The 17850-nt window shown below is 65.1% G+C and carries 16 protein-coding genes; 8 read left to right on the top strand and 8 right to left on the bottom strand.

Translation table 11 applies throughout. The features are described 5' to 3' along the window. The first annotated feature begins 139 nt into the window (after positions 1-139). The 3 genes from ACSQ27_RS13435 to ACSQ27_RS13445 are packed head-to-tail and all read left to right on the top strand — an operon-like array spanning position 140 to position 2461. Complete coding sequence (locus tag ACSQ27_RS13435; RefSeq protein ID WP_436155984.1) at positions 140-676, top strand: SRPBCC family protein; 537 nt, start codon at positions 140-142, stop codon at positions 674-676. 42 nt (positions 677-718) lie between these two features. Next, positions 719-1156, top strand: a complete 438-nt coding sequence (locus ACSQ27_RS13440) for a YciI family protein (protein ID WP_436155985.1) — start codon at positions 719-721, stop codon at positions 1154-1156. A 6-nt stretch (positions 1157-1162) separates the two neighbouring features. Then, positions 1163-2461 (top strand): RNA polymerase sigma factor, encoded by a 1299-nt coding sequence (locus ACSQ27_RS13445; RefSeq protein ID WP_436155986.1) that lies wholly within the window; start codon positions 1163-1165, stop codon positions 2459-2461. A 4-nt stretch (positions 2462-2465) separates the two neighbouring features. Here the strand turns inward: ACSQ27_RS13445 and ACSQ27_RS13450 are convergent, their stop codons facing one another. Continuing rightward, positions 2466-3752 (bottom strand): MFS transporter, encoded by a 1287-nt coding sequence (locus ACSQ27_RS13450; protein ID WP_436155987.1) that lies wholly within the window; start codon positions 3750-3752, stop codon positions 2466-2468. Positions 3753-3892: 140 nt separating this feature from the next. On the opposite strand from ACSQ27_RS13450, the gene ACSQ27_RS13455 reads away from it, so the two are divergent. From ACSQ27_RS13455 to ACSQ27_RS13465, 3 genes are all read left to right on the top strand, one after another. After that, the gene (locus tag ACSQ27_RS13455) at positions 3893-4657 is read left to right on the top strand and encodes an ArsR/SmtB family transcription factor (protein ID WP_436156240.1); all 765 of its coding nucleotides are present in this window, start codon (positions 3893-3895) and stop codon (positions 4655-4657) included. 207 nt (positions 4658-4864) lie between these two features. Continuing rightward, positions 4865-5314 (top strand): hypothetical protein, encoded by a 450-nt coding sequence (locus ACSQ27_RS13460; protein WP_436155988.1) that lies wholly within the window; start codon positions 4865-4867, stop codon positions 5312-5314. A gap of 361 nt (positions 5315-5675) precedes the next feature. Next, entirely contained in the window at positions 5676-6215 is a 540-nt protein-coding gene (locus ACSQ27_RS13465) for a restriction endonuclease (protein ID WP_436155989.1), read from the top strand. Positions 6216-7106: 891 nt separating this feature from the next. Here ACSQ27_RS13465 and priA read toward each other — a convergent pair. Next, the gene (priA, locus tag ACSQ27_RS13470; RefSeq protein ID WP_436155990.1) at positions 7107-9308 is read right to left on the bottom strand and encodes a replication restart helicase PriA; all 2202 of its coding nucleotides are present in this window, start codon (positions 9306-9308) and stop codon (positions 7107-7109) included. Positions 9309-9683: 375 nt separating this feature from the next. Next, on the bottom strand, positions 9684-10793 hold the full coding sequence (gene hemE / locus ACSQ27_RS13475; protein WP_436155991.1) for a uroporphyrinogen decarboxylase: 1110 nt from the start codon (positions 10791-10793) through the stop codon (positions 9684-9686). A gap of 113 nt (positions 10794-10906) precedes the next feature. On the opposite strand from hemE, the gene ACSQ27_RS13480 reads away from it, so the two are divergent. Continuing rightward, positions 10907-11269, top strand: a complete 363-nt coding sequence (locus ACSQ27_RS13480; RefSeq protein WP_436155992.1) for an aminoacyl-tRNA synthetase — start codon at positions 10907-10909, stop codon at positions 11267-11269. Here the strand turns inward: ACSQ27_RS13480 and ACSQ27_RS13485 are convergent. Beyond that, entirely contained in the window at positions 11250-13760 is a 2511-nt protein-coding gene (locus ACSQ27_RS13485) for an EAL domain-containing protein (RefSeq protein WP_436155993.1), read from the bottom strand. The two genes, ACSQ27_RS13480 and ACSQ27_RS13485, sit on opposite strands and share 20 nt — an antisense overlap. A 260-nt stretch (positions 13761-14020) precedes the next feature. Here ACSQ27_RS13485 and ACSQ27_RS13490 point away from each other — a divergent pair, with 260 nt between their 5' ends. Further along, positions 14021-14317 (top strand): RNA recognition motif domain-containing protein, encoded by a 297-nt coding sequence (locus ACSQ27_RS13490; protein WP_436155994.1) that lies wholly within the window; start codon positions 14021-14023, stop codon positions 14315-14317. An 8-nt stretch (positions 14318-14325) separates the two neighbouring features. Here the strand turns inward: ACSQ27_RS13490 and ACSQ27_RS13495 are convergent, their stop codons facing one another. The 4 genes from ACSQ27_RS13495 to ACSQ27_RS13510 form a co-directional block, all read right to left on the bottom strand. Beyond that, positions 14326-15666 (bottom strand): class I SAM-dependent methyltransferase, encoded by a 1341-nt coding sequence (locus ACSQ27_RS13495; RefSeq protein WP_436155995.1) that lies wholly within the window; start codon positions 15664-15666, stop codon positions 14326-14328. A 132-nt stretch (positions 15667-15798) separates the two neighbouring features. Further along, on the bottom strand, positions 15799-16599 hold the full coding sequence (locus tag ACSQ27_RS13500) for a hypothetical protein (protein WP_436155996.1): 801 nt from the start codon (positions 16597-16599) through the stop codon (positions 15799-15801). A 68-nt stretch (positions 16600-16667) separates the two neighbouring features. After that, on the bottom strand, positions 16668-17132 hold the full coding sequence (locus tag ACSQ27_RS13505; protein ID WP_436155997.1) for a CoA-binding protein: 465 nt from the start codon (positions 17130-17132) through the stop codon (positions 16668-16670). A gap of 22 nt (positions 17133-17154) precedes the next feature. Next, on the bottom strand, positions 17155-17820 hold the full coding sequence (locus tag ACSQ27_RS13510) for a thioredoxin family protein (RefSeq protein ID WP_436155998.1): 666 nt from the start codon (positions 17818-17820) through the stop codon (positions 17155-17157). Positions 17821-17850 lie beyond the last annotated feature (30 nt).

Consider the following 17850-nt stretch of genomic DNA (forward strand, 5'->3'; position numbering starts at 1 on the left):
TTTTTTGGTCGGGCATGTCGATTTCATGTTTTCCGTTCGTCGTATCGGTGAGCAGACGTTTTTTGGAGGGCCGGCAGGCCCTGATAAACCCGGCGCTCGCCCATTCATAAAGTGAACGAACACCAAAAAGGGGATTTACATGTTCAAGACCATTGCCATCATTGCCGCCCTTGTCATCGTGCTTTTTGTCGTGACCGTGCTGGTGCTTGCCGCCGGCAAGCCCGACACCTTCCGCGTCCAGCGCCAGACCACCGTCCAGGCGCCGCCCGAAAAAATCTTCCCGCTGATCAACGACTACAAGAACTGGGGTGCCTGGTCGCCCTATGAGAACAAGGACCCGGCCATGAAGCGCAGCTTCAGCGGCCCGGCAGCCGGCAAGGGCGCGGCCTACGCCTGGGAAGGCAAGCAGGTCGGCACGGGCGACATGCTGATCACCGAATCGGTGCCGTCTTCCGTCGTCAGGATAGACCTTAATTTCAGCAGGCCCTTTGAAGCCCACAACAAGGTGGTGTTCAGCATCCAGCCGCAGGCCGGCGGCAGTGTGGTGAGCTGGGAAATGGCGGGTCCCGCGCCCCTGATCTCCAGGGTCATGCATGTCTTCTTCAACATCGACAAGATGGTGGGCAAGGACTTTGAAGACGGCCTGGCCGCCATGAAGGCCGCTGCGGAAAAGTAAAGCCGGCCGCTGACCTCAAACCCATACCCAAGGAGTATTCAAATGCGATTCATGATGCTGATGATCCCCAAAGGCTACGAAAGCGCCGCCGCCGGCACCCTGCCCAGCGCCGATGCCGTGGCCGCCATGATGAAGTACAACGAAGAACTGCAGAAAGCCGGCGTGCTGCTCTCGCTCGAAGGCCTGCACCCGCCGTCCATGGGCGCGCGCGTGAGCTTCCCCGGCGGCAAGCCTCGCGTGAGCGACGGCCCCTTCGCCGAAGCCCGCGAAGTGCTGGGCGGCTTCTGGATGATCAACGTGGCCTCGCGCGAGGAAGCCATCCAATGGGCGTCTCGTTGCCCCGGCGGTGAAAACGAAATCATCGAAGTGCGCCAGGTGCAGGAGATGAGCGACTTCCCGCCCGACGTGCAGCAAGCCGCCGCCGGCTTCACCGAGATGCAGCAGGCGCCGAGCGGCAAAAGCAAAGGCAAGGGCGCCTGAAGCCGCATGGCCTCGCATGAAACCCACCGCGCCATCGACGCCGTCTGGCGCATCGAATCGGCCAAGGTCATCGCCAAGGTTGCGCGCATGGTGCAGGAGGTGGGCCTGGCCGAAGAGATCGCGCAGGACGCGCTGGTCACGGCGCTCGAGCGCTGGCCGAAGACCGGCGTTCCGGACAACCCGGGCGCCTGGCTCATGGCCGTCGCCAAGCACCGTGCCATCGACTATCTCCGTCGCCGCAAGCTGCTTGCGCTCAAGCATGAAGAGCTGGGCCGCGAACTCGAGATGGAGCAGGACATGGCTTTCGCCGACGTAGATGAGCCAGGCTCCGGGGACGACGGTGCCGACGATTACGGCGACGACCTGCTGCGCCTGATCTTCACCGCCTGCCACCCGGTGCTGTCCACCGAGGCGCGCATCGCGCTCACGCTGCGGCTGCTGGGCGGCCTGAGCACCGACGAGATCGCGCGCGCCTTCCTGGTCCCCGAGCCCACGGTGGCCCAGCGCATCGTGCGCGCCAAACGCACGCTGGCCGAGGCGCGCGTGCCCTTTGAGGTGCCCGGCCCCGAAGAGCGCGACGCCCGGCTGGCCTCGGTGCTGGAGGTCATCTACCTGATCTTCAACGAAGGCTATTCGGCCACCTCGGGCGGCGACTGGATGCGGCCCGCGCTCTGCGACGAAGCCTTGCGCCTGGGGCGTGTACTGGCCGAGCTCGCGACGCAGGAACCCGAAGTCCATGGCCTGGTGGCTCTCATGGAAATCCAGGCCTCGCGTGCCAAGGCGCGCACAGGGCCGTCGGGCGAGCCCATCCTGCTGCTGGAACAGAACCGCGCGCGCTGGGACCATTTGCTGATACGCCGCGGCTTTGCCGCACTGGCCCGCGCCGAGGCGCTGGGCGGCGCGCTGGGGCCGTATGCGCTGCAGGCCGCGATCGCCGCCTGCCATGCGCGCGCACCCACGGGCGCCGATACCGACTGGACGCGCATCGCCGCGCTCTACGACGCGCTGGCGCAGCTCGCGCCCTCGCCGGTGGTGGAGCTGAATCGCGCCGTGGCGCTGGCCATGGCCTTCGGCCCGGCCACGGGGCTGGAGGTGGCCGACGCGCTGCTGGCCGAGCCCTTGATGAAAAACTACCACCTGCTGCCCAGCGTGCGCGGCGACTTCCTGTTCAAGCTGGGACGCCTGGAAGAGGCACATGCCGAATTTGAACGCGCCGCCTCGCTGACGCGCAACCTGCGCGAACGCGAACTGCTGCTGGCGCGCGCCGCGGCCTGTCTGCCCGACGCCACGCCGCGCCTGGGTTGAACGTTCAGCCCGCAGGCTTGCGGCCACCCAGCATGCAGGCAATCGCGGCCAGCTGCAGCAGCACCGTCGCGCCGAAGTAAAGGCCTGTGCCGGCGCCCAGGTGCGCCGGGCTCCCGTTGCCGGTCACCAGCAGCAGGGCAAACGTGGCCGGCGCCAGCGCCCACAGGCCTTGCGACATCGCGACGATCAGCGCCACCACGCGCGCCACGTCTTCCTTGACGAATTCCACCTGCGCCACCAGCGGCGGCAGCGAGGTCGCGTTGCCGATGCCGACGCCGAACAGCACCACGCCCAGCAGGATCAGCGCGCTTTGGTGTTCCGCCGCGCAGGCCAAAGCCAGCGAGCCGGCGATCTGCACCGCATAACTCACGCTGGCGACCAGGCGGCGGTCGGCACCGGCCGGCATGCACTTGGCCACGATGGTGCGCCCGCCAATCGCGCAAGCGGTCGCCAGCGCCATCGCCAGGCCCGCGCCCTGGGCGCCCAGGGCGAAGACCAGCAACGAATACAAATGTGTGATCAGGCCGGCCTGCGCGAACAGGCTCAGTGCCATGGCGGCGGCCAGCGTGCGAAAGCCGCAGTCGCGCCACAGCAGCCGGCCCGGCAACGGCTTGGCATGCGCTGACGTGACGCTGCCGGGCAGCGTGCCCGGTGCGTCACCGTCGGGCCGCTGGCCCAGGCGCTCCGGTGTTTGCACCACGACAAAAAAGCTGAGGCAACCCACGACGGCCAGCATGGCCGCGCCCACCCACAGCGTTGCCGCGGTGAAGCCCATCATGGCGATCAGCGCGCCCCACAGCGGCGAAAAAATCACGCCGCCCAGGCTGGCGCCGTTGTAAGCCTTGGCCAGCGCCATGGGCCGGCCGCGCACAAACCAGGGCGAGATGATGGCGTTGATGCCCGCCGCGCCCATGGTCACCCAGCCGCCGCCGGTCAGCAGTGCGGCTACAAACAGCTGCCAGGGCTGGGCTGCCAGTGCCCAGCCCAGAAGGCCCAGGGCCAGCGCGGCGGCGCCTGCGGCGATGGTGGCGGCCACGCCCAGCCGGGCATGGATGCGCGGCAGGCAGGCCACCACGCCTGCGCCGAACAAAAAGTGAAAGGTGACTGCGCTGGATACCAGCGGCAGTGCCCAGCCGGTGCGCGCCAGCACCGCGTGCAGAAAGATCGCCGGGCTGTAAAAACCTATGCCCCAGCCGAAGATGGCCAGCACAAAGGCGGCGCGCACCACGGTGGCGCCAAAGAAGGCGCGCGGTATCGGGGGCTGGAGGGCGGGAGTCGCAGATGTTTCCATGGGCATTCCTTGAGAGGCGGCAGTGCTTGCCGCATGGCCTCCATGGTGCGGCGAAGAGTGACCGCGATACTTAGCTCCGGAGCGAAGCATGGGCTCTCCGATGCTGATAAGGTTGCTGCTACGAGACCCCAAAACCCATGATGAACACCAACCAGATCGCCCACATCGCCTCGCTGGTCGGCGAACCGGCCCGCACCGCCATGCTGATGGAACTGCTGGACGGCCGTTCGCTCACGGCCCATGAACTGGCCGGCGCCGGCAATGTGTCGCCGCAAACCGCCAGCCGCCACCTCGCGCTGCTGGTCGAAGGCGGCCTGCTGCGCGTCGAGCAGCACGGCCGCCACCGCTACCACCGGCTGGCCTCGGCCGATGTGGCCCGCGTGCTTGAAGGCATCACGCAACTCGCGGCGCAGAACGCGCCGCCGGTGCGCCGCGCCGTGGTGCCCGGCCCCAAGGACGCAGCCATGCGCATGGCGCGCAGCTGCTACGACCACATCGCCGGCCGGCTCGGCGTGGCCATTGCCCAGCACCTGGTGGGCGACGGCGCCATTGCGTTTGACGGCGAGGCCGGCCATGTGACGGACAAGGCCGGTGCCGTGCTGGCGCGCCTGGGCATTGACCTGACGACTTCGCCGCCCGGCAGCAATACCAAGCGGCCCTACTGCCGACCCTGCCTGGACTGGAGCGAACGCCGCTTCCATGTGGCCGGGCAACTGGGCACGCTGATTTGCACGCACAGCCTGGAGCGCGGCTGGCTCTTGCGCCGCCAGGGCATGCGCGCGCTGGAGATCACGCCCAAGGGTGTGGTGGCGCTGCGTGACTGGATGGGGCAGGAGGATTGGCGGCAGGTGACGGAGGGCGATGCAGTGCCTGTGCAAGGAGAGCGGCGAACCATTGCCGCCTGAGCCGGGCGCATTGTGCGCGGGCAGCTAAGCTTTGCAGCCGATCAGGATTTCGGCGGCATCCTTCAGATGGAGGATGTTCAAACCTATGGGGTTGATCAAGAATTGCTGGGAATCCTGAGCACAACCTTCATGCAAGGTGGTTGAAGTCGCCAGGTTATGCCGCGGTATCTCGCGGTATGCACTACGTTAGATTTCGCAGGGGATAACATGCCACCATCTACACAGGCCGCATCTCAGGTCCTGAGCGCCGATCAGGTGTTCTGGCTATGTTTGATCGTCGGTGCACTCGGAATTGGTCTTGTCTGGGCCATAGTTTGGTTCGGTCGACGGATGTTCGATGAGAGTCAGTACGACTTTTGGGGCTTGGCGAAATTCCTTGATTTCTGGAAGCAGCAGAACATCCGACCGAACTTACCTCGGTACTTCGTTGACGCGCTAACGGAGTCGTTGCAGAGGCGTAATGAGTTTTGGATGACCTATGGTCAGATCGTCGTCGCCGTTCTGATCATCATCATCCTGACAATTTTGCTCTTGACGAAGACCATCTCGGCGGAGGCTGGGTTGCCATTGTTATCCGCCGTTTCCGGATTTGCAATTGCGAAGGGTGTCAACTCGAATAGGTCTGGAACGTCCGGGCCTGACCGAGACCAGGGCTAATCCTGCGTGATCGAGAGGGGGAGGAATTGAAGCGCTACGCAATCAAAATTTCCCGCACTACCGGAGTCTTCGTTTCGAACAACTCTCTGGGAACAGACGCTCTGAATGCGGTTTCTTCGGTGCCTGGCACGGTCGATGTGGAGATCGAGGAAGAATCCGACGACGATGTCACTCTGAGCTACGGCTGGAGTGCTCCCACAAAATTCCTAGAAACCGCGGAGCACCTGGAAAAGTTCGGTCTTCGGAGAGTCGACTGGTAGGACGTGCGAGTGAAACCTAACTTGGCAACCGACGCAAACGTCTTATCGGCCGTTCTCGCAGGCCTACTGTCCGTCGATCATTTTTACGTCAGGTTTCGCATATGCGCCCACCCACAGAGTCACTGTCACTGACACCGCGCGACTTCGAGCTGCTTGTGCAAGGCATCATCGATGCCGCGGCCGACGGCCTAGTGGACTATCAGTCTGAACATCAAGCGTTACTCGCGGGCGTGGACGGCGAGTACGTTATCGATGTGGTCGCAACATTCTCGGCGCTTGGCGCGAGGTTCGTGGTCTTGGTCGAATGCAAGCACCTTGCTCGCCCGGTGGAGCGAAAGGACGTTCAGGTTCTGCACAGCAAGATTCAATCACTCGGTGCACATAAGGGTATGCTATTTTCGGTGTCGGGGTTCCAGTCCGGCGCCATCGAGTACGCCACATCGCACGGAATTGCACTCGTCGAAGTAGCAACCGGAACCTCGAACTGGCACACCCGAGCAGCGGGGCCTCCAACCCCGCCTCCGCCTTGGGTGGTAATTCCCAAGTACATCGGTTGGCTTTGCAGGGGCAACACGCGCGCATTGCTATCGCAAGACCATGCAGAGTACACCCGCTCGTTTCTCGGCCTAATCGAACGCTAGGTTCCACTGGGAAACGTATGCGACTCATTGTTCTGCTCACGACTGTTCTCTTCTCTGGTCTTAGTTCGGCTCAGAGTACGGATGCAGCTCTTGCCGAACTTCCGAAAGACCAGCAAGCTTGGGTGAACAGGGTTTGCTCTCGCAGCTTGGGCCCAGCTCTTTGGACGTCATGTGTTTACCGCGAAGTGGGCGCTTTGAAGAGAGGGATTCCAGATATATCCGCGCTGAAAGAAGCGGATCGTGCCTGGATTCAACGCAGTTGTCCCTCGAGTCTCGGGCCAAGTCTAACTATCTCCTGCCAGTCCAGAGAACTCGCTGCACTGCGAGCCGGTATGCCGAATCTCGATGCAATGCCCCAAGACAAGCGCACATGGGTGTTGCAGTCCTGTCCTCAGAGTCTTGGGCCGAGCTTATTCCGAAGCTGCGTCGAGAGGGAATCGCGTGCGGTAATGTCCGGCTCGTCAGAGCCTGGCGTTCGCGTCAATCCGCCACAGCGTCTCCTGGAGACACCGCGTGCAATACCTCGTTTCCGGGCTGGCCGTGGCGCAAGCGTTTATACGATCGAGACTTCGCAGAATGATGAACTATTTGTCATCAATGGAGAGAAGTATGAGGCAAAGACGTACTGCTTCAATATGGAGGAAGACGACGAGGTGATCTTCTTAGACGGCAGTCCGTATGGCGCCTGCGCGAGTGCCACGCTTCTCAATCTGCGAACCCGAGAGAAGTGTGAGGTTTGGTGCGAGTGACGCCTAACTTGCCGATCGACACGGGTGCCCAACATCGTACGCCCCTGTGGCCGCTCCTGTTCGACTAAACAGGGCAAGTCACATTGGGAGCGCCTGACATTGCGCTAAGTAGCGTGCGAAAAACAAACTACCGGCAATTCCATCAAATCGCAATCGGATCCACATCAATCGCCCAGCGAATCAGGCTCTTGAATTCCGCCTGCTGGCGCGTTTCAAACAGTACCGGCTGCCAGGCCGCGAGGAAGCGCTGCAGCGCCGCTCGCGAAGGGCTTTCGACCAGCATCTGCGCGCGCTCGATATCGGCCACACGCTGTATCGTCATCGGCACCGCCGGGTAGGCCGTGACCTGGCCGTTGCCCGTGAGTTGCAAGGACTCGGCTTGGGCCGCAGCCGCGTTCAGAAAGCCTTGCGCCACCTCCTGCGTGCGCGCCTCGGCGCGCACCAGCGCCGAAAAGCCGAAGGGCGACATGCCGGCCGCTTCGCGTTCGGCGAGCTGCTGCGCCGCGAAGCCCGCGTAGTCGTGCCGCTTGAGCGCGGCGAACAGGGGGTGCTCGGGGTGGAAGGTCTGTACCCACATCTCGCTGGCGCCGCTGTGGCGCGCATCGCGCCCGGCCCGGCCGCCGGCCTGCATCAGCAGGCTGAAGAGTCGCTCGGGCGCGCGGAAGTCGCTGGAGAACAGCGCGCCGTCGGGGTTGATGGCGGCCACCAGCGTGATGTGCCGGAAGTCGTGGCCCTTGGCGATCATCTGCGTACCGACCAGCACGTCGACCTCGCCCGCATGCACGCTGGCCAGCTGCGATTCGAGCGCGCCCTTGAGCCGCGTGGTGTCGGCGTCTATGCGCGCGATGCGCACCGGCTCGCCGTCGGGCCGTTTCACGCCGGCCAGCAGCTCGGCCAGGTGTTCTTCGAGCCGCTCGGTGCCGCGGCCCACGGGCGCGATGTCGATGTTGCCGCAGCTGGGGCAGGCGCGCGGCACGCGCTCGGTGAAACCGCAGTGGTGGCAGCGCAGGGTGCGGTCCATCTTGTGGAAGACGCGAAACGCGCTGCAATGCGGGCATTCGCTTTTCCAGCCGCAGTCATGGCAGGCCAGCACGGGCGCGTAGCCCCGCCGGTTTAAAAAAATCAGCGACTGCTCGCCGCGCGCCACACGCTGCGCGATCGCATCCAGCAGCGGCGGCGCGATGATGCAGTGCTTGGGCTGGTGGTTCATGTCCACGCGCCGCACCGTGGGCAGGCTGCCGGCGTCGCCCAGGGGGCCTGGCTCCCTGGCTTGCGGCGGTGTGGAAGCTTCGGGCTGGGGCCCGGCGGCGTAGGGGGCCAGTTCTTCGCCGGTGGATGGCGCTGCACCAATACGCTCGTCCATGACGAGCCGCTGGTAGCGTCCCGCCAGCGTGGCCTGCCAGCTTTCGAGTGAAGGCGTGGCCGAGCCCAGCAGCACGCGGCAGGGGCCGTGCGCATGCGTGGCGTCTTCGGTTTCGATCTTGGCGCGGTAGACCGACAGGTCGCGCGCCGAATAACGCGCGCCTTCCTGCTGCTTGTAGCTGGGGTCGTGTTCCTCGTCGACCACGATCAGGCGCAAATTGGGCATGGAGGCAAACACCGCCATGCGCGTGCCCAGCACCAGGCGCGCATGGCCGGCGTGGGCGGCCAGCCAGCTTTTCAGGCGCTGGGCCGGCGTCAGGCCGCTGTGCAGGGCCACCACGCGCTCCTTGCCCAGGTGGGCAAAACGCTCTTCAAAGCGCGACTGCAGCTGCGGCGTGAGGTTGATCTCGGGCACCATCACCAGCACCTGGGCGGCCGGGTCCAGCTCGAGCACGCGGGCCGCGGCGCGCAGGTAGACCTCGGTCTTGCCGCTGCCGGTGGCGCCGAAGAGCAGCGCGGGCCGGCTGTCGGCATGGAATTCGGCCAGCACGGCGGCCTGCTGCGGGCTGAGCGCCCACAGGGCCCGGCCGTCCGGCGCGCAGCTGGTGTCGGCCACCGGGCGTTTGAGCCGCCGCGCCAGCTGCACGTTGCTGAGGTCGCGCAGCTGTGGCGGCAGCGCGGCCAGCGCCACCTCGCCCAGCGAGCGCTGGTAATAAGCCGCGGTGAACTGCACCAGCTTGCGCCAGGTGGCGGACAAGGGGGGCAGGCCTTCCAGCGCGCCGGCGACGTGGCGCGTCTGCATCTCCAGCAGCGCGCCGCTGTCCGCCAGCAGCTCCCAGACCACGCCCAGGACTTCGCGCCGGCCCAGCGGCACGCGCACCAGCGAGCCCACAGGCAGTGGCGACTCACTCTGATAAGTGAGGGGCCCGGCGATGGAACTGTGCGCGGGCGCCGCGACGACGACTTGCAGCCAAAAGCTCATTTGGAGTAACTAAATGTGTTTACTTCTTGGGAAGTACATCCAGATAATGCGCTAAGTCCTTGATTTGGCGCCACTTTACAGATTTCCAGATTTTCTGTGGATAACTTTGTTGACAGCTTGTCCGCGAAGGTCGCGAAGCCTTGTAAATCAAGGGTTTTCTTAAATTGCCCGGAAAAAAAGCAATTTAAAGTCTTTATATAAATCAAGGACTTACGAGCGCTATTGCTTTGATAGCGCGAAATAGGACAAGGTCCCCGCATTGCGGCGGCGCAACAAGATTTTTGTGCATAAGTCCAGCTGCCAAGGCCCGGTTTTGTGCTAGCCATGGTTCAAATAGGCCAATTTCGGGCGATTTCGGGGTATGCGCAAAAAGCGTTAGCTACGGGCGGTGCGCATGCTGCGAGAGTGAGCGTGCACTGCGCGCACCAGCACTTCGACGCTCTCCGGCGGCGTGTGCTGGCTGATGCCGTGGCCCAGGTTGAAAATATGGGTCGGCCCGGCCTTATGGGGGTCGGTATGGGGGGCGCCAAAGCTGTCCAGCACAGCGGCCACCTCGGCCTCGATCTGGGCCGGATTGGCGAACAGCACGTTGGGGTCCAGGTTGCCCTGCAGCGCCTTGGCCTGCGGCCCCTGCTCGCCGACCAGCGCGCGCGCGCGGGCCAGGTTGACCGTCCAGTCCAGTCCCAGCACCTCGCAGTCGAGCTGCGCCATGGCCTCCAGCCACTGGCCGCCGCCCTTGGTGAACACCAGGCGCGGGATCTTCACGCCCTCATGTTCGCGTTTGAGCTGGGCCAGCACGCGGGCCGTGTAGGCCAGGCTGAAGGTCTTGAAGGCCGCGTCGGCCAGCACGCCGCCCCAGCTGTCGAAAATCATCACGGCCTGGGCGCCGGCTTCGATCTGGGCGTTCAGGTAGGCGGCCACGGCGTCGGCGTTCACGGCCAGCATTTTGTGCATCAGGTCGGGGCGCTGGTAGAGCATGGTCTTGACCAGGCGGTAGTCGTCGGAACCGGCGCCTTCGACCATGTAGCAGGCCAGCGTCCAGGGGCTGCCCGAAAAACCGATCAGCGGCACGCGGCCGTTCAGGGCCTTGCGGATGGAGGTGACGGCATCGAACACATAGCGCAGCTTGGCCATGTCCGGCACCTGCAATTTGCCCACGGCGGCCTCGTCGCGCACCGGCGTGGCAAAGCGCGGGCCCTCGCCCAGCGCAAAAGACAGGCCCAGGCCCATGGCGTCGGGCACGGTCAGGATGTCGCTGAACAGGATGGCGGCGTCCAGCGGGTAGCGCTCCAGCGGCTGCAGCGTGACCTCGGTGGCGTAGTCGGTGTTGGTGGCCAGGCCCATGAAGCTGCCGGCCTGGGCGCGCGTGGCGCGGTATTCGGGCAAATAGCGGCCGGCCTGGCGCATCAGCCAGACGGGGGTGTGGGGGGTGGCCTGGCGCAGGCAGGCGCGCAAAAAAGTGTCGTTTTGAAGGGGTGCAAACATGCACCGATTGTCTCAGGTGTGCGTCTGTGTCCGCTGGCACTGGCGCGGCTTCGGATTTACCATGGCCGCAGGGGCCCCGACCAGGCCCCGGACAGCCTCCAAGGAGTGTTTCCATGCGCATGAACGACCAGGAATATTTCCGCAGCTGCATCGCCAAGGAACGCCACCTGGCGCAGCTGCTGGGGCACACGCACATCGAGGAATGTTATGAAAGCGCGGGCACGCTCTGGGACAGCGCCCAGGCCCTGCCGCAGTGGACGCGCGACTGGCGTGCCTGCGGACCGCTGATGGCGGCCTACGGCATCAGTGTGGGCTTTGACGGCGACGGCGCGACCCTGGGCGCCACCACCGTGCATTTCAGCGACCACCCGAGCCGCGATCGCGCCCTCATGTACGGCATCGTCAAGGAGCTGATCTTCCGGCTCGAGCACCACAAGGCCGCGCCGCTCCCGGCCGTCACCTCTGCAACGCGCTGATAAAGGTTTCCAGCTCATCAATCGGCAGCGGCTTGCAGAACAAATAACCCTGGTAGCAGTCGCAGCCGTGGCGCGACAGGAAATCGCGCTGCGCCTCGGTTTCCACACCCTCAGCCACCACGCCCAGGCCCAGGCTTTGCGCCAGGCCGATGATGGTGCGCGCGATGGCGGCGTCGTTGGGGTCGCGCAGGATGTCTTCGACAAAAGACTTGTCGATCTTGAGCTGGTCCAGCGGCAGGCGCTTGAGGCAGGACAGCGAGGAATAGCCCATGCCGAAATCGTCGAGCGACAGGGTCACGCCCATTTTTTTGAGCCTGGCCATCTTGGTGATGGTGATTTCCATGTCCTCGGCCAGCAGGCTTTCGGTGAGCTCCAGCTTGAGCTTGTGCGGGCTGACCTGGGTTTCCTTGAGCGCGGCCATCACCAGGTCGACGAACTCGGGGTGGCGGAACTGCCGCACGCTGACGTTGACCGCGATGCTCAGAGCCGCGGTTTCGGGGCGCTGGGCCCAGGCCGCAAGCTGGCGGCAGGCCGTCTCCAGCGCCCACTGGCCCAGCGGCAGTATCAGCCCGGCGTCTTCGGCGGCCGGGATGAATTCCGCGGGCTGCACCAGCCCGCGTTCGCCGTGCTGCCAGCGCAGCAGCGCCTCCACGCCGGTCATGCGGCCGTCGCGGCCCACCTGCGGCTGGTAATACAGCAGGAACTGTTTTTCGCGCAGGCCCTGGCGCAGGTCCGACTGCAGCGCGGCGCTGGCGGTCACGGCGGCCTGCATGGCCGGGTTGAAAAAGCAGACCGTGTTGCGTCCCGCCATCTTGGCCTGGTACATCGCAAGGTCGGCCTGCTTGAGCAGGTCGCCGATGTTGTTCAGGGTCTGGTTGAAGGCGGTCACGCCTATGCTGCAGGTGCTGTAGTGCTGGTAGCCGGCCAGGCTGTAGGGCTCGCACAGCGCGGCCAGGATCTGCCCGCTCACGATCTCGGCCTTGACGGTGGCTTCGGCGGGGTCCTGGCCCAGGTCTTCCAGCATGACCACGAACTCGTCGCCGCCCAGGCGCGCCACCGTGTCGGTCTGCCGCACGCAGGCCGCCAGGCGCCTGGCGACCTGCTGCAGCAGCAGGTCGCCCTTCTGGTGGCCCATGGTGTCGTTGAGCGTCTTGAAGTTGTCGAGGTCTATGAACATCAGCGCGCCTTCGCGCGGATGCCGGCGGTTGTGCAGCAGCGCCTTGTCCAGTCGCTCCATCAGCAGCTGGCGGTTCGGCAGCTGGGTCAGCGGGTCGTAGAAGGCCAGGTGCTTGATCTCGCTTTCCGCCACCTTGCGCCGCGTGATGTCGCGCCCCACCGCCACCCAGTGCGTGACGAACACGCCGGCATCGTCGGCCACCGGCACGATGTCGATTTCCATCCAGAAATGCCGGCCGTTCTTTTTGTAGGTGATCAGTTCGGCCTGCACCGGCTCGCCCTTCTGGAAGGCGTTGCGCAGGCGCTCCAGTTCGCTGCGCTGCGTCAGCGGCCCGCACAGCAGGCGCGGCGAGTGGCCCAGCGCCTCGCCGGGGCTGTAACCCGTGTGCTGCTCGAAGGCGTTATTGGCGAAGATGATGCGCAGCCCGGGCCGGCCCGAGGGAACCGCCTCGGCGATCATCACGATGTCGTTGAGCCGCGAGATGCTGGTCTCCAGCAGCATGAGCTGCTCGCGCGCCTTGCGCCGCTCGCTGACGTCGCGAAAATAAATCGCCAGCCCGTCGGGAAAGGGGTAGGCGCGTATCTCGAACCATTTGTCGAGCGGCGCATACAGGGCCTCGAACTCCACCTGGTAGTTGCCCGCCACCGCCGCGCGCACCTGCTCCGAGAACAAGGTGTTGATCGCGCCCGGGAACTCCTTCCAGATGCTTTTGCCCAGCAGCTCCGTTGGGGGCCGGCCCAGCAGGCGGGCACCTTCGCGGTTCAGGTAGCTGAAGCGCCACTGCGGGTCCAGTGTGTAAAAGCCTTCGGTGATGCTTTCCAGCGTGATGCCCAGGCGCGTGGCCAGGCGCTGGGCGTCTTCGCCGGTCTGCGCGGCGTGCGGCGCCTGCGCGCGCCGTGCATCCAACTGGGCGGCGGCCAGCCCGGCCAGCGTCTCCAGGTCTTCTTCCTGCTCGGGGCTGAGGCCGCGTGCCGGCTTGTCCATGACCGCCAGCACGCCCAGCAGCGTACCGTCTTCGCGGCTCAGCGGCAGGCCGCGGTAAAACCCGATTTCGGGCGCACAGCGCGCCGGCAACAGCGGCTGGCGCGGCGGCGTTTCTAGCGTGGCTTCGCACAGCGCGACCAGCCCCTCGCGCTCCTGCGCGGAAAAACCGGTGCCCGCGACGAACTGGGCTTCGTCGTTTTCAAGGGCCGCAATGATGGCAATCGGCACGCCGCAGGCGCGGGCTGCCAGCCGGGCCAGCCGGTCGGCGCCCGAATGCGGCAGCACATGGAGCGCGAAGGCAGGATCGAGGCTGGGGACGGAAACGGACACGGGCAAGCACCTGCTTTTCAGAACATTCAGTAGACCATGCTGACGCATCGCGCCGTGATTTTTTCGTGAGATTTGCAAGCGTTGGCGATAAAGCGTTGCAAAACGTTCGGTCACTTACCTGTGCACGGTTTTGTCCTACGCTGTGGGTCGTCGGGACCTCACGGAAGGTCGTAGCCTCACCCTTCATGCTGCACCACCTCCTCGCGCTATTTGCGTGACCGCCTCGTATCCCCGTACTTTTTTATTGCAAGCAAGGACTCATGAGCCCTCTCGAACTCGACCAGTTGCAGCAATGCCCTGACATCGCCACCCTGCAAACCGTCTTGAGGGAAATGTGCGCCCGATTCGGCTCGGTCACGCAGCTCAACATCCTGCCGGCAGCCCATGCCGGCAAGCAGCAGGCCCTGTGTTTTGTGCGCATGGCCTCTGAGGAAGAAGAGCAGCAGCTCATGAGCGGCCTGGGCATAGGCCGCTTCGGCGGTGAACTGGTGGTTGTCGTGGACCTGCTGGCGGAGCAGCCGTCGCAACCGGCCGCCCTGTCGAGCTCCGCCGCCTGAGACGTCTCTTATTTCGTGGCCGGGATGGCGACTGAAACGTGCCTGAGCAGCAGGCGTTCCAGTGCGTTCAGCGTCTCGTAGGATTCGGCAAAGTCGGCGAACAGCACGGCGTTGTCGGGCGCGGCGGCCTTGCCCTGCCAGGCCGCGCGGAACTGCTCGAAGATCTCGCCGAAGCTGCGGCGGCCGTCTATCAGCGCCAGGATCTTCGCGCCGTACTTGCCCGGGTTGACCATCACGGACACACCCGAGTGCTGGTGCCTGAGCATGAAGGGCTGGCCGCGGCTGTTGCCGAAGACCTGCGCCGCGATCTCGGCCGTCAAGGGCTCGTGGTAGAAAAAAGGCACGTAGTCGGTGTCGCCGTAAGGCGCGGTGCAGGCGGCATCGCGCGTCAGGTACAGCGAATGCGTGATGATGTTGCCGCCCATCAGCTCGGCCATTTCATACTGCTGCCTCAGCGGCAGCTGGCGCAGCGCCGCGGCCATGGCCGGCGGCTTGCTGCCCAGCACCATGTGCGGCAGGTAGGGCGAGCGGCCGCGCTGCACGTCGCTGAAGGCCAGGTGCAGGCCGTGGCCCTCGCCGAGCCAGTCGAACAGCTCGCCCACGCTGTATGAGCGGTCCTGCGAATGCAGCAGCAAGTCGTAGATGCCGGCGTCCCCGGCCTTGTGGTCGTGGTGCAGCTCTTCGCTGCGCTTGAACCAGTTGCCGGGCGGCAGGCTGGCCAGGATGTCGCGGGTGTTGGCGATCTTGCGCTGCGCATCGGTCTCGCCGCCGTTGACCATGCGCATCAGCGCCTGCATCTGGTAGACGCCGATGCGGCCCGTGGTGGCATAGACCATGAGCCCGATGGCGCCGTCTTCCTTGAGCACGCTCATGAGCGCCTTGAAGCCCAGGTCGGGATCGGCCAGGTGGTGCAGCACGCCGCTGCAGTTGATGTAGTCGAATTTTCCGAGCTGCGCGGCCAGCGCCGGCAGGTTCAGCAGCGAGTCATGCACCCACTGAATATTGGTCAAGCCGCGGATCTGCGCACGCTCTTTGGCCAGCGCGATGCTGGCCTCGCTCATGTCCAGGTGCACCACCTGCGCATCGGTGTGGCGCAGCTGCTCGGCCAGGAAGATCGTCGCGTCGCCCGTGCCGCCGCCGGCCACCAGCGCCCGGAAGCCCTTCTGGAAGGACTGCTTCCCGGCAAAGCAGTAGTGGTTGATCATGGGCAGGTCTTCCAGCCAGGTCAGCACCAGGCGCTTGCGGTCGTCCTGCGGATCGCAAGGCGGGTAAGGCAGGGCCTCGTACTGGTTTCGGACCTCGGGCAGGTAGTTGTCGGGCATGGCGGCTTCCGGAAAAACGATTGGCAAAAGCCTATTGTCTACGGCCGAAGACGTGCCTCCCCCTTCTCCGCTCACTTCATGTAGCGGGATCCCCCCTTAGGGGGCGACATCTACGGCCCGGCGAAGCCGGTTCCGTGCTGTCACTTGGTTAAGTCAGGGCTACCTGACGGGCAAGAACTGGAGGAAGGTTCCTCCCAGCAGGTTTTGAACATAAGTGATCACCGCACGCCGGTACTTTTCCGTCAGCACCGAGGCCAGCAAATCCAGCCGGCCTATGACCTTGCCGAACTCGCGCTCGAAGCTCAGGTTGCGTTCGCGCTCGGTGATCTCGTCGGCCAGCAGCAGGGGCTGGCCCGCGGCATTGCGGCGGTTCGACAGCATCCAGACGGCAATCTCGATGTTGCGCGCGGCGTTGTAGATGTACTGCGCGTCCAGGCTGTCGGTCAGGTAGAAGCTGGTTTTGCCGCCGTGGGCCGTGACCACCATGTCGGCGCTGGCGTAGATGAAGGCCGCCACGCGGTCGCCCTTGAAGTCCGGGCCCAGGGCCAGCGACAGCGCCGCGATGTCGCGCTTGCCCTGCAGTTCGGGCCAGGGCGTGCGGGTGTCGACGGCCACGCGCAGCTGGGCCAGGGCCGCGTCGCGGCTGACGGGGCTGGTCTTGCGCCACTCGGCCGGGTTACGGCGGTACAGCTTGTCGGCCAGGCGCAGCAGGCTTTCAAGGTTGTCCCGCATGCCTAGTGTGGCCATGCGGTTTACGTCCGACTGGCCCACCTCGCTGGCGGCCATGGGCGCGGCCTGGGCTTCACCCCTGTGAATGGGCGCCGGGCCGGCACAACCGGCCAGCAGCGCGGCGGCCAGCAGCAGGGAAAGGCGGAAGAGGGAGAAAAGGGAAAAAAGCGAAGGCGAAACGACGAGGGCGGCAGGGGTGGGAGGGAAGGTGGGTGCCGTGCGCAAGGACATGGCGCATTCTCAGCGGCCGCGCCCGGCCGCGCAAGCATGGCTTTCCCGAGCCTTGGTGAAGCGCAAGCTCAGGCCGAAGCCGCGCCCGTGCGGGCCGCCGTGTCCAGCAGGCCGCGCGACTGCAGCACCCGGTGGTCTATCTTGATGCAGTGGTCCTGCACCACCAGCAGGCCGGCGGCCTCGGCTTTGGCTGCCGCGGCCGGGTTGCTGATGCCCAGCTGCATCCAGACCGCCTTGGCGCCTATGGCGATGGCCTCGTCAACCACCGGAGGGATGTCGGCGCTGTTGCGAAAGCAGTTCACCAGCTCGATTTTTTCGTGGCGCGCGGCCTCGGTCAGCGAGGCATAGGCTTTTTCGCCGAGCACCTCGGTGGCGTTGGGGTTGACCGGGATGATGCGGTAGCCGTTGGCCTGCATGTAGCGCGCCACGTCGAAACTGGCGCGGTGCGGATGGGGCGACAGGCCCACCACCGCGATGTTGCGGTAGTGGTTCAGGATGTGCGGCATGCGTTCGGCGGGGGGCAGGGATGTCATGGCGGGCCTTTGCTGAGAATAATCACGCGTCCTTGTATTTGACGGAGCAACCGTAGGCTCGGCTGCTGGCCACGCTCAGCGGCTTGCCGCCCAGCGCTTCCGTCAGGCCCTGGCGCACGTAGTTGGTGGCGGTCTTGATGTCGTCCACGCGGGCCGAGGGAATGCTGTCGATGCCGCCGGCATACACCAGCTGGCCCTGCGGGCTGATGATGTACATGTGCGGCGTGGTCTTGGCGCCGTAGAGCTGGCCGAGCTGGCCCGATTCGTCCATCAACGTGGCGCTGGGCTGGCCCTGCTTCTCGGCGATCCAGCCGGCGAGTCTGGCCGGCGCCAGGTAGTCGCCGCTGCCGGCTTCGGTGGAATTGACGGCCAGCCACACCACGCCCTTGGCGGTGAATTCTTTTTGCAGGCTTTGCATGTTGCCGCTGTAGTGCTTGCGCACAAAAGGGCAGCCCGGGTTGGTCCATTCCAGCACCACCAGCTTGCCCTTGTAGTCGCTCAGGCGATGCGTCTTGCCGGAGGTGTCCACGGCGGAAAAGTCGGGCGCGGCCTGGCCCACGGCGGCTGCAGAAGCGGCCCGGGCGGAAAGCGGGGACAGCGCGGCCGTTGCCAGCCAGGGTGTGATGGCCAGGGCGCCGGAGAAGTGGCGGCGGTTCAATGGCCGCGCAGAGCGTGCTTGATCATTCATGGCTTGACTCCTTGAAAGAAGAATAGACAA

The organism is Polaromonas sp. LjRoot131 (assembly GCF_964252805.1).
In the GTDB taxonomy this organism is placed as follows: domain Bacteria; phylum Pseudomonadota; class Gammaproteobacteria; order Burkholderiales; family Burkholderiaceae_C; genus Polaromonas.

Coding starts and splice junctions, on each gene's coding strand:
- ACSQ27_RS13435 (WP_436155984.1), top strand. CDS start 140: ATGTTCAAGACCATTGCCATCATTGCCGCCCTTGTCATCGTGCTTTTT.
- ACSQ27_RS13440 (WP_436155985.1), top strand. CDS start 719: ATGCGATTCATGATGCTGATGATCCCCAAAGGCTACGAAAGCGCCGCC.
- ACSQ27_RS13445 (WP_436155986.1), top strand. CDS start 1,163: ATGGCCTCGCATGAAACCCACCGCGCCATCGACGCCGTCTGGCGCATC.
- ACSQ27_RS13450 (WP_436155987.1), bottom strand. CDS start 3,752: ATGGAAACATCTGCGACTCCCGCCCTCCAGCCCCCGATACCGCGCGCC.
- ACSQ27_RS13455 (WP_436156240.1), top strand. CDS start 3,893: ATGAACACCAACCAGATCGCCCACATCGCCTCGCTGGTCGGCGAACCG.
- ACSQ27_RS13460 (WP_436155988.1), top strand. CDS start 4,865: ATGCCACCATCTACACAGGCCGCATCTCAGGTCCTGAGCGCCGATCAG.
- ACSQ27_RS13465 (WP_436155989.1), top strand. CDS start 5,676: ATGCGCCCACCCACAGAGTCACTGTCACTGACACCGCGCGACTTCGAG.
- priA (WP_436155990.1), bottom strand. CDS start 9,308: ATGAGCTTTTGGCTGCAAGTCGTCGTCGCGGCGCCCGCGCACAGTTCC.
- hemE (WP_436155991.1), bottom strand. CDS start 10,793: ATGTTTGCACCCCTTCAAAACGACACTTTTTTGCGCGCCTGCCTGCGC.
- ACSQ27_RS13480 (WP_436155992.1), top strand. CDS start 10,907: ATGCGCATGAACGACCAGGAATATTTCCGCAGCTGCATCGCCAAGGAA.
- ACSQ27_RS13490 (WP_436155994.1), top strand. CDS start 14,021: ATGAGCCCTCTCGAACTCGACCAGTTGCAGCAATGCCCTGACATCGCC.
- ACSQ27_RS13500 (WP_436155996.1), bottom strand. CDS start 16,599: ATGTCCTTGCGCACGGCACCCACCTTCCCTCCCACCCCTGCCGCCCTC.
- ACSQ27_RS13505 (WP_436155997.1), bottom strand. CDS start 17,132: ATGACATCCCTGCCCCCCGCCGAACGCATGCCGCACATCCTGAACCAC.
- ACSQ27_RS13510 (WP_436155998.1), bottom strand. CDS start 17,820: ATGAATGATCAAGCACGCTCTGCGCGGCCATTGAACCGCCGCCACTTC.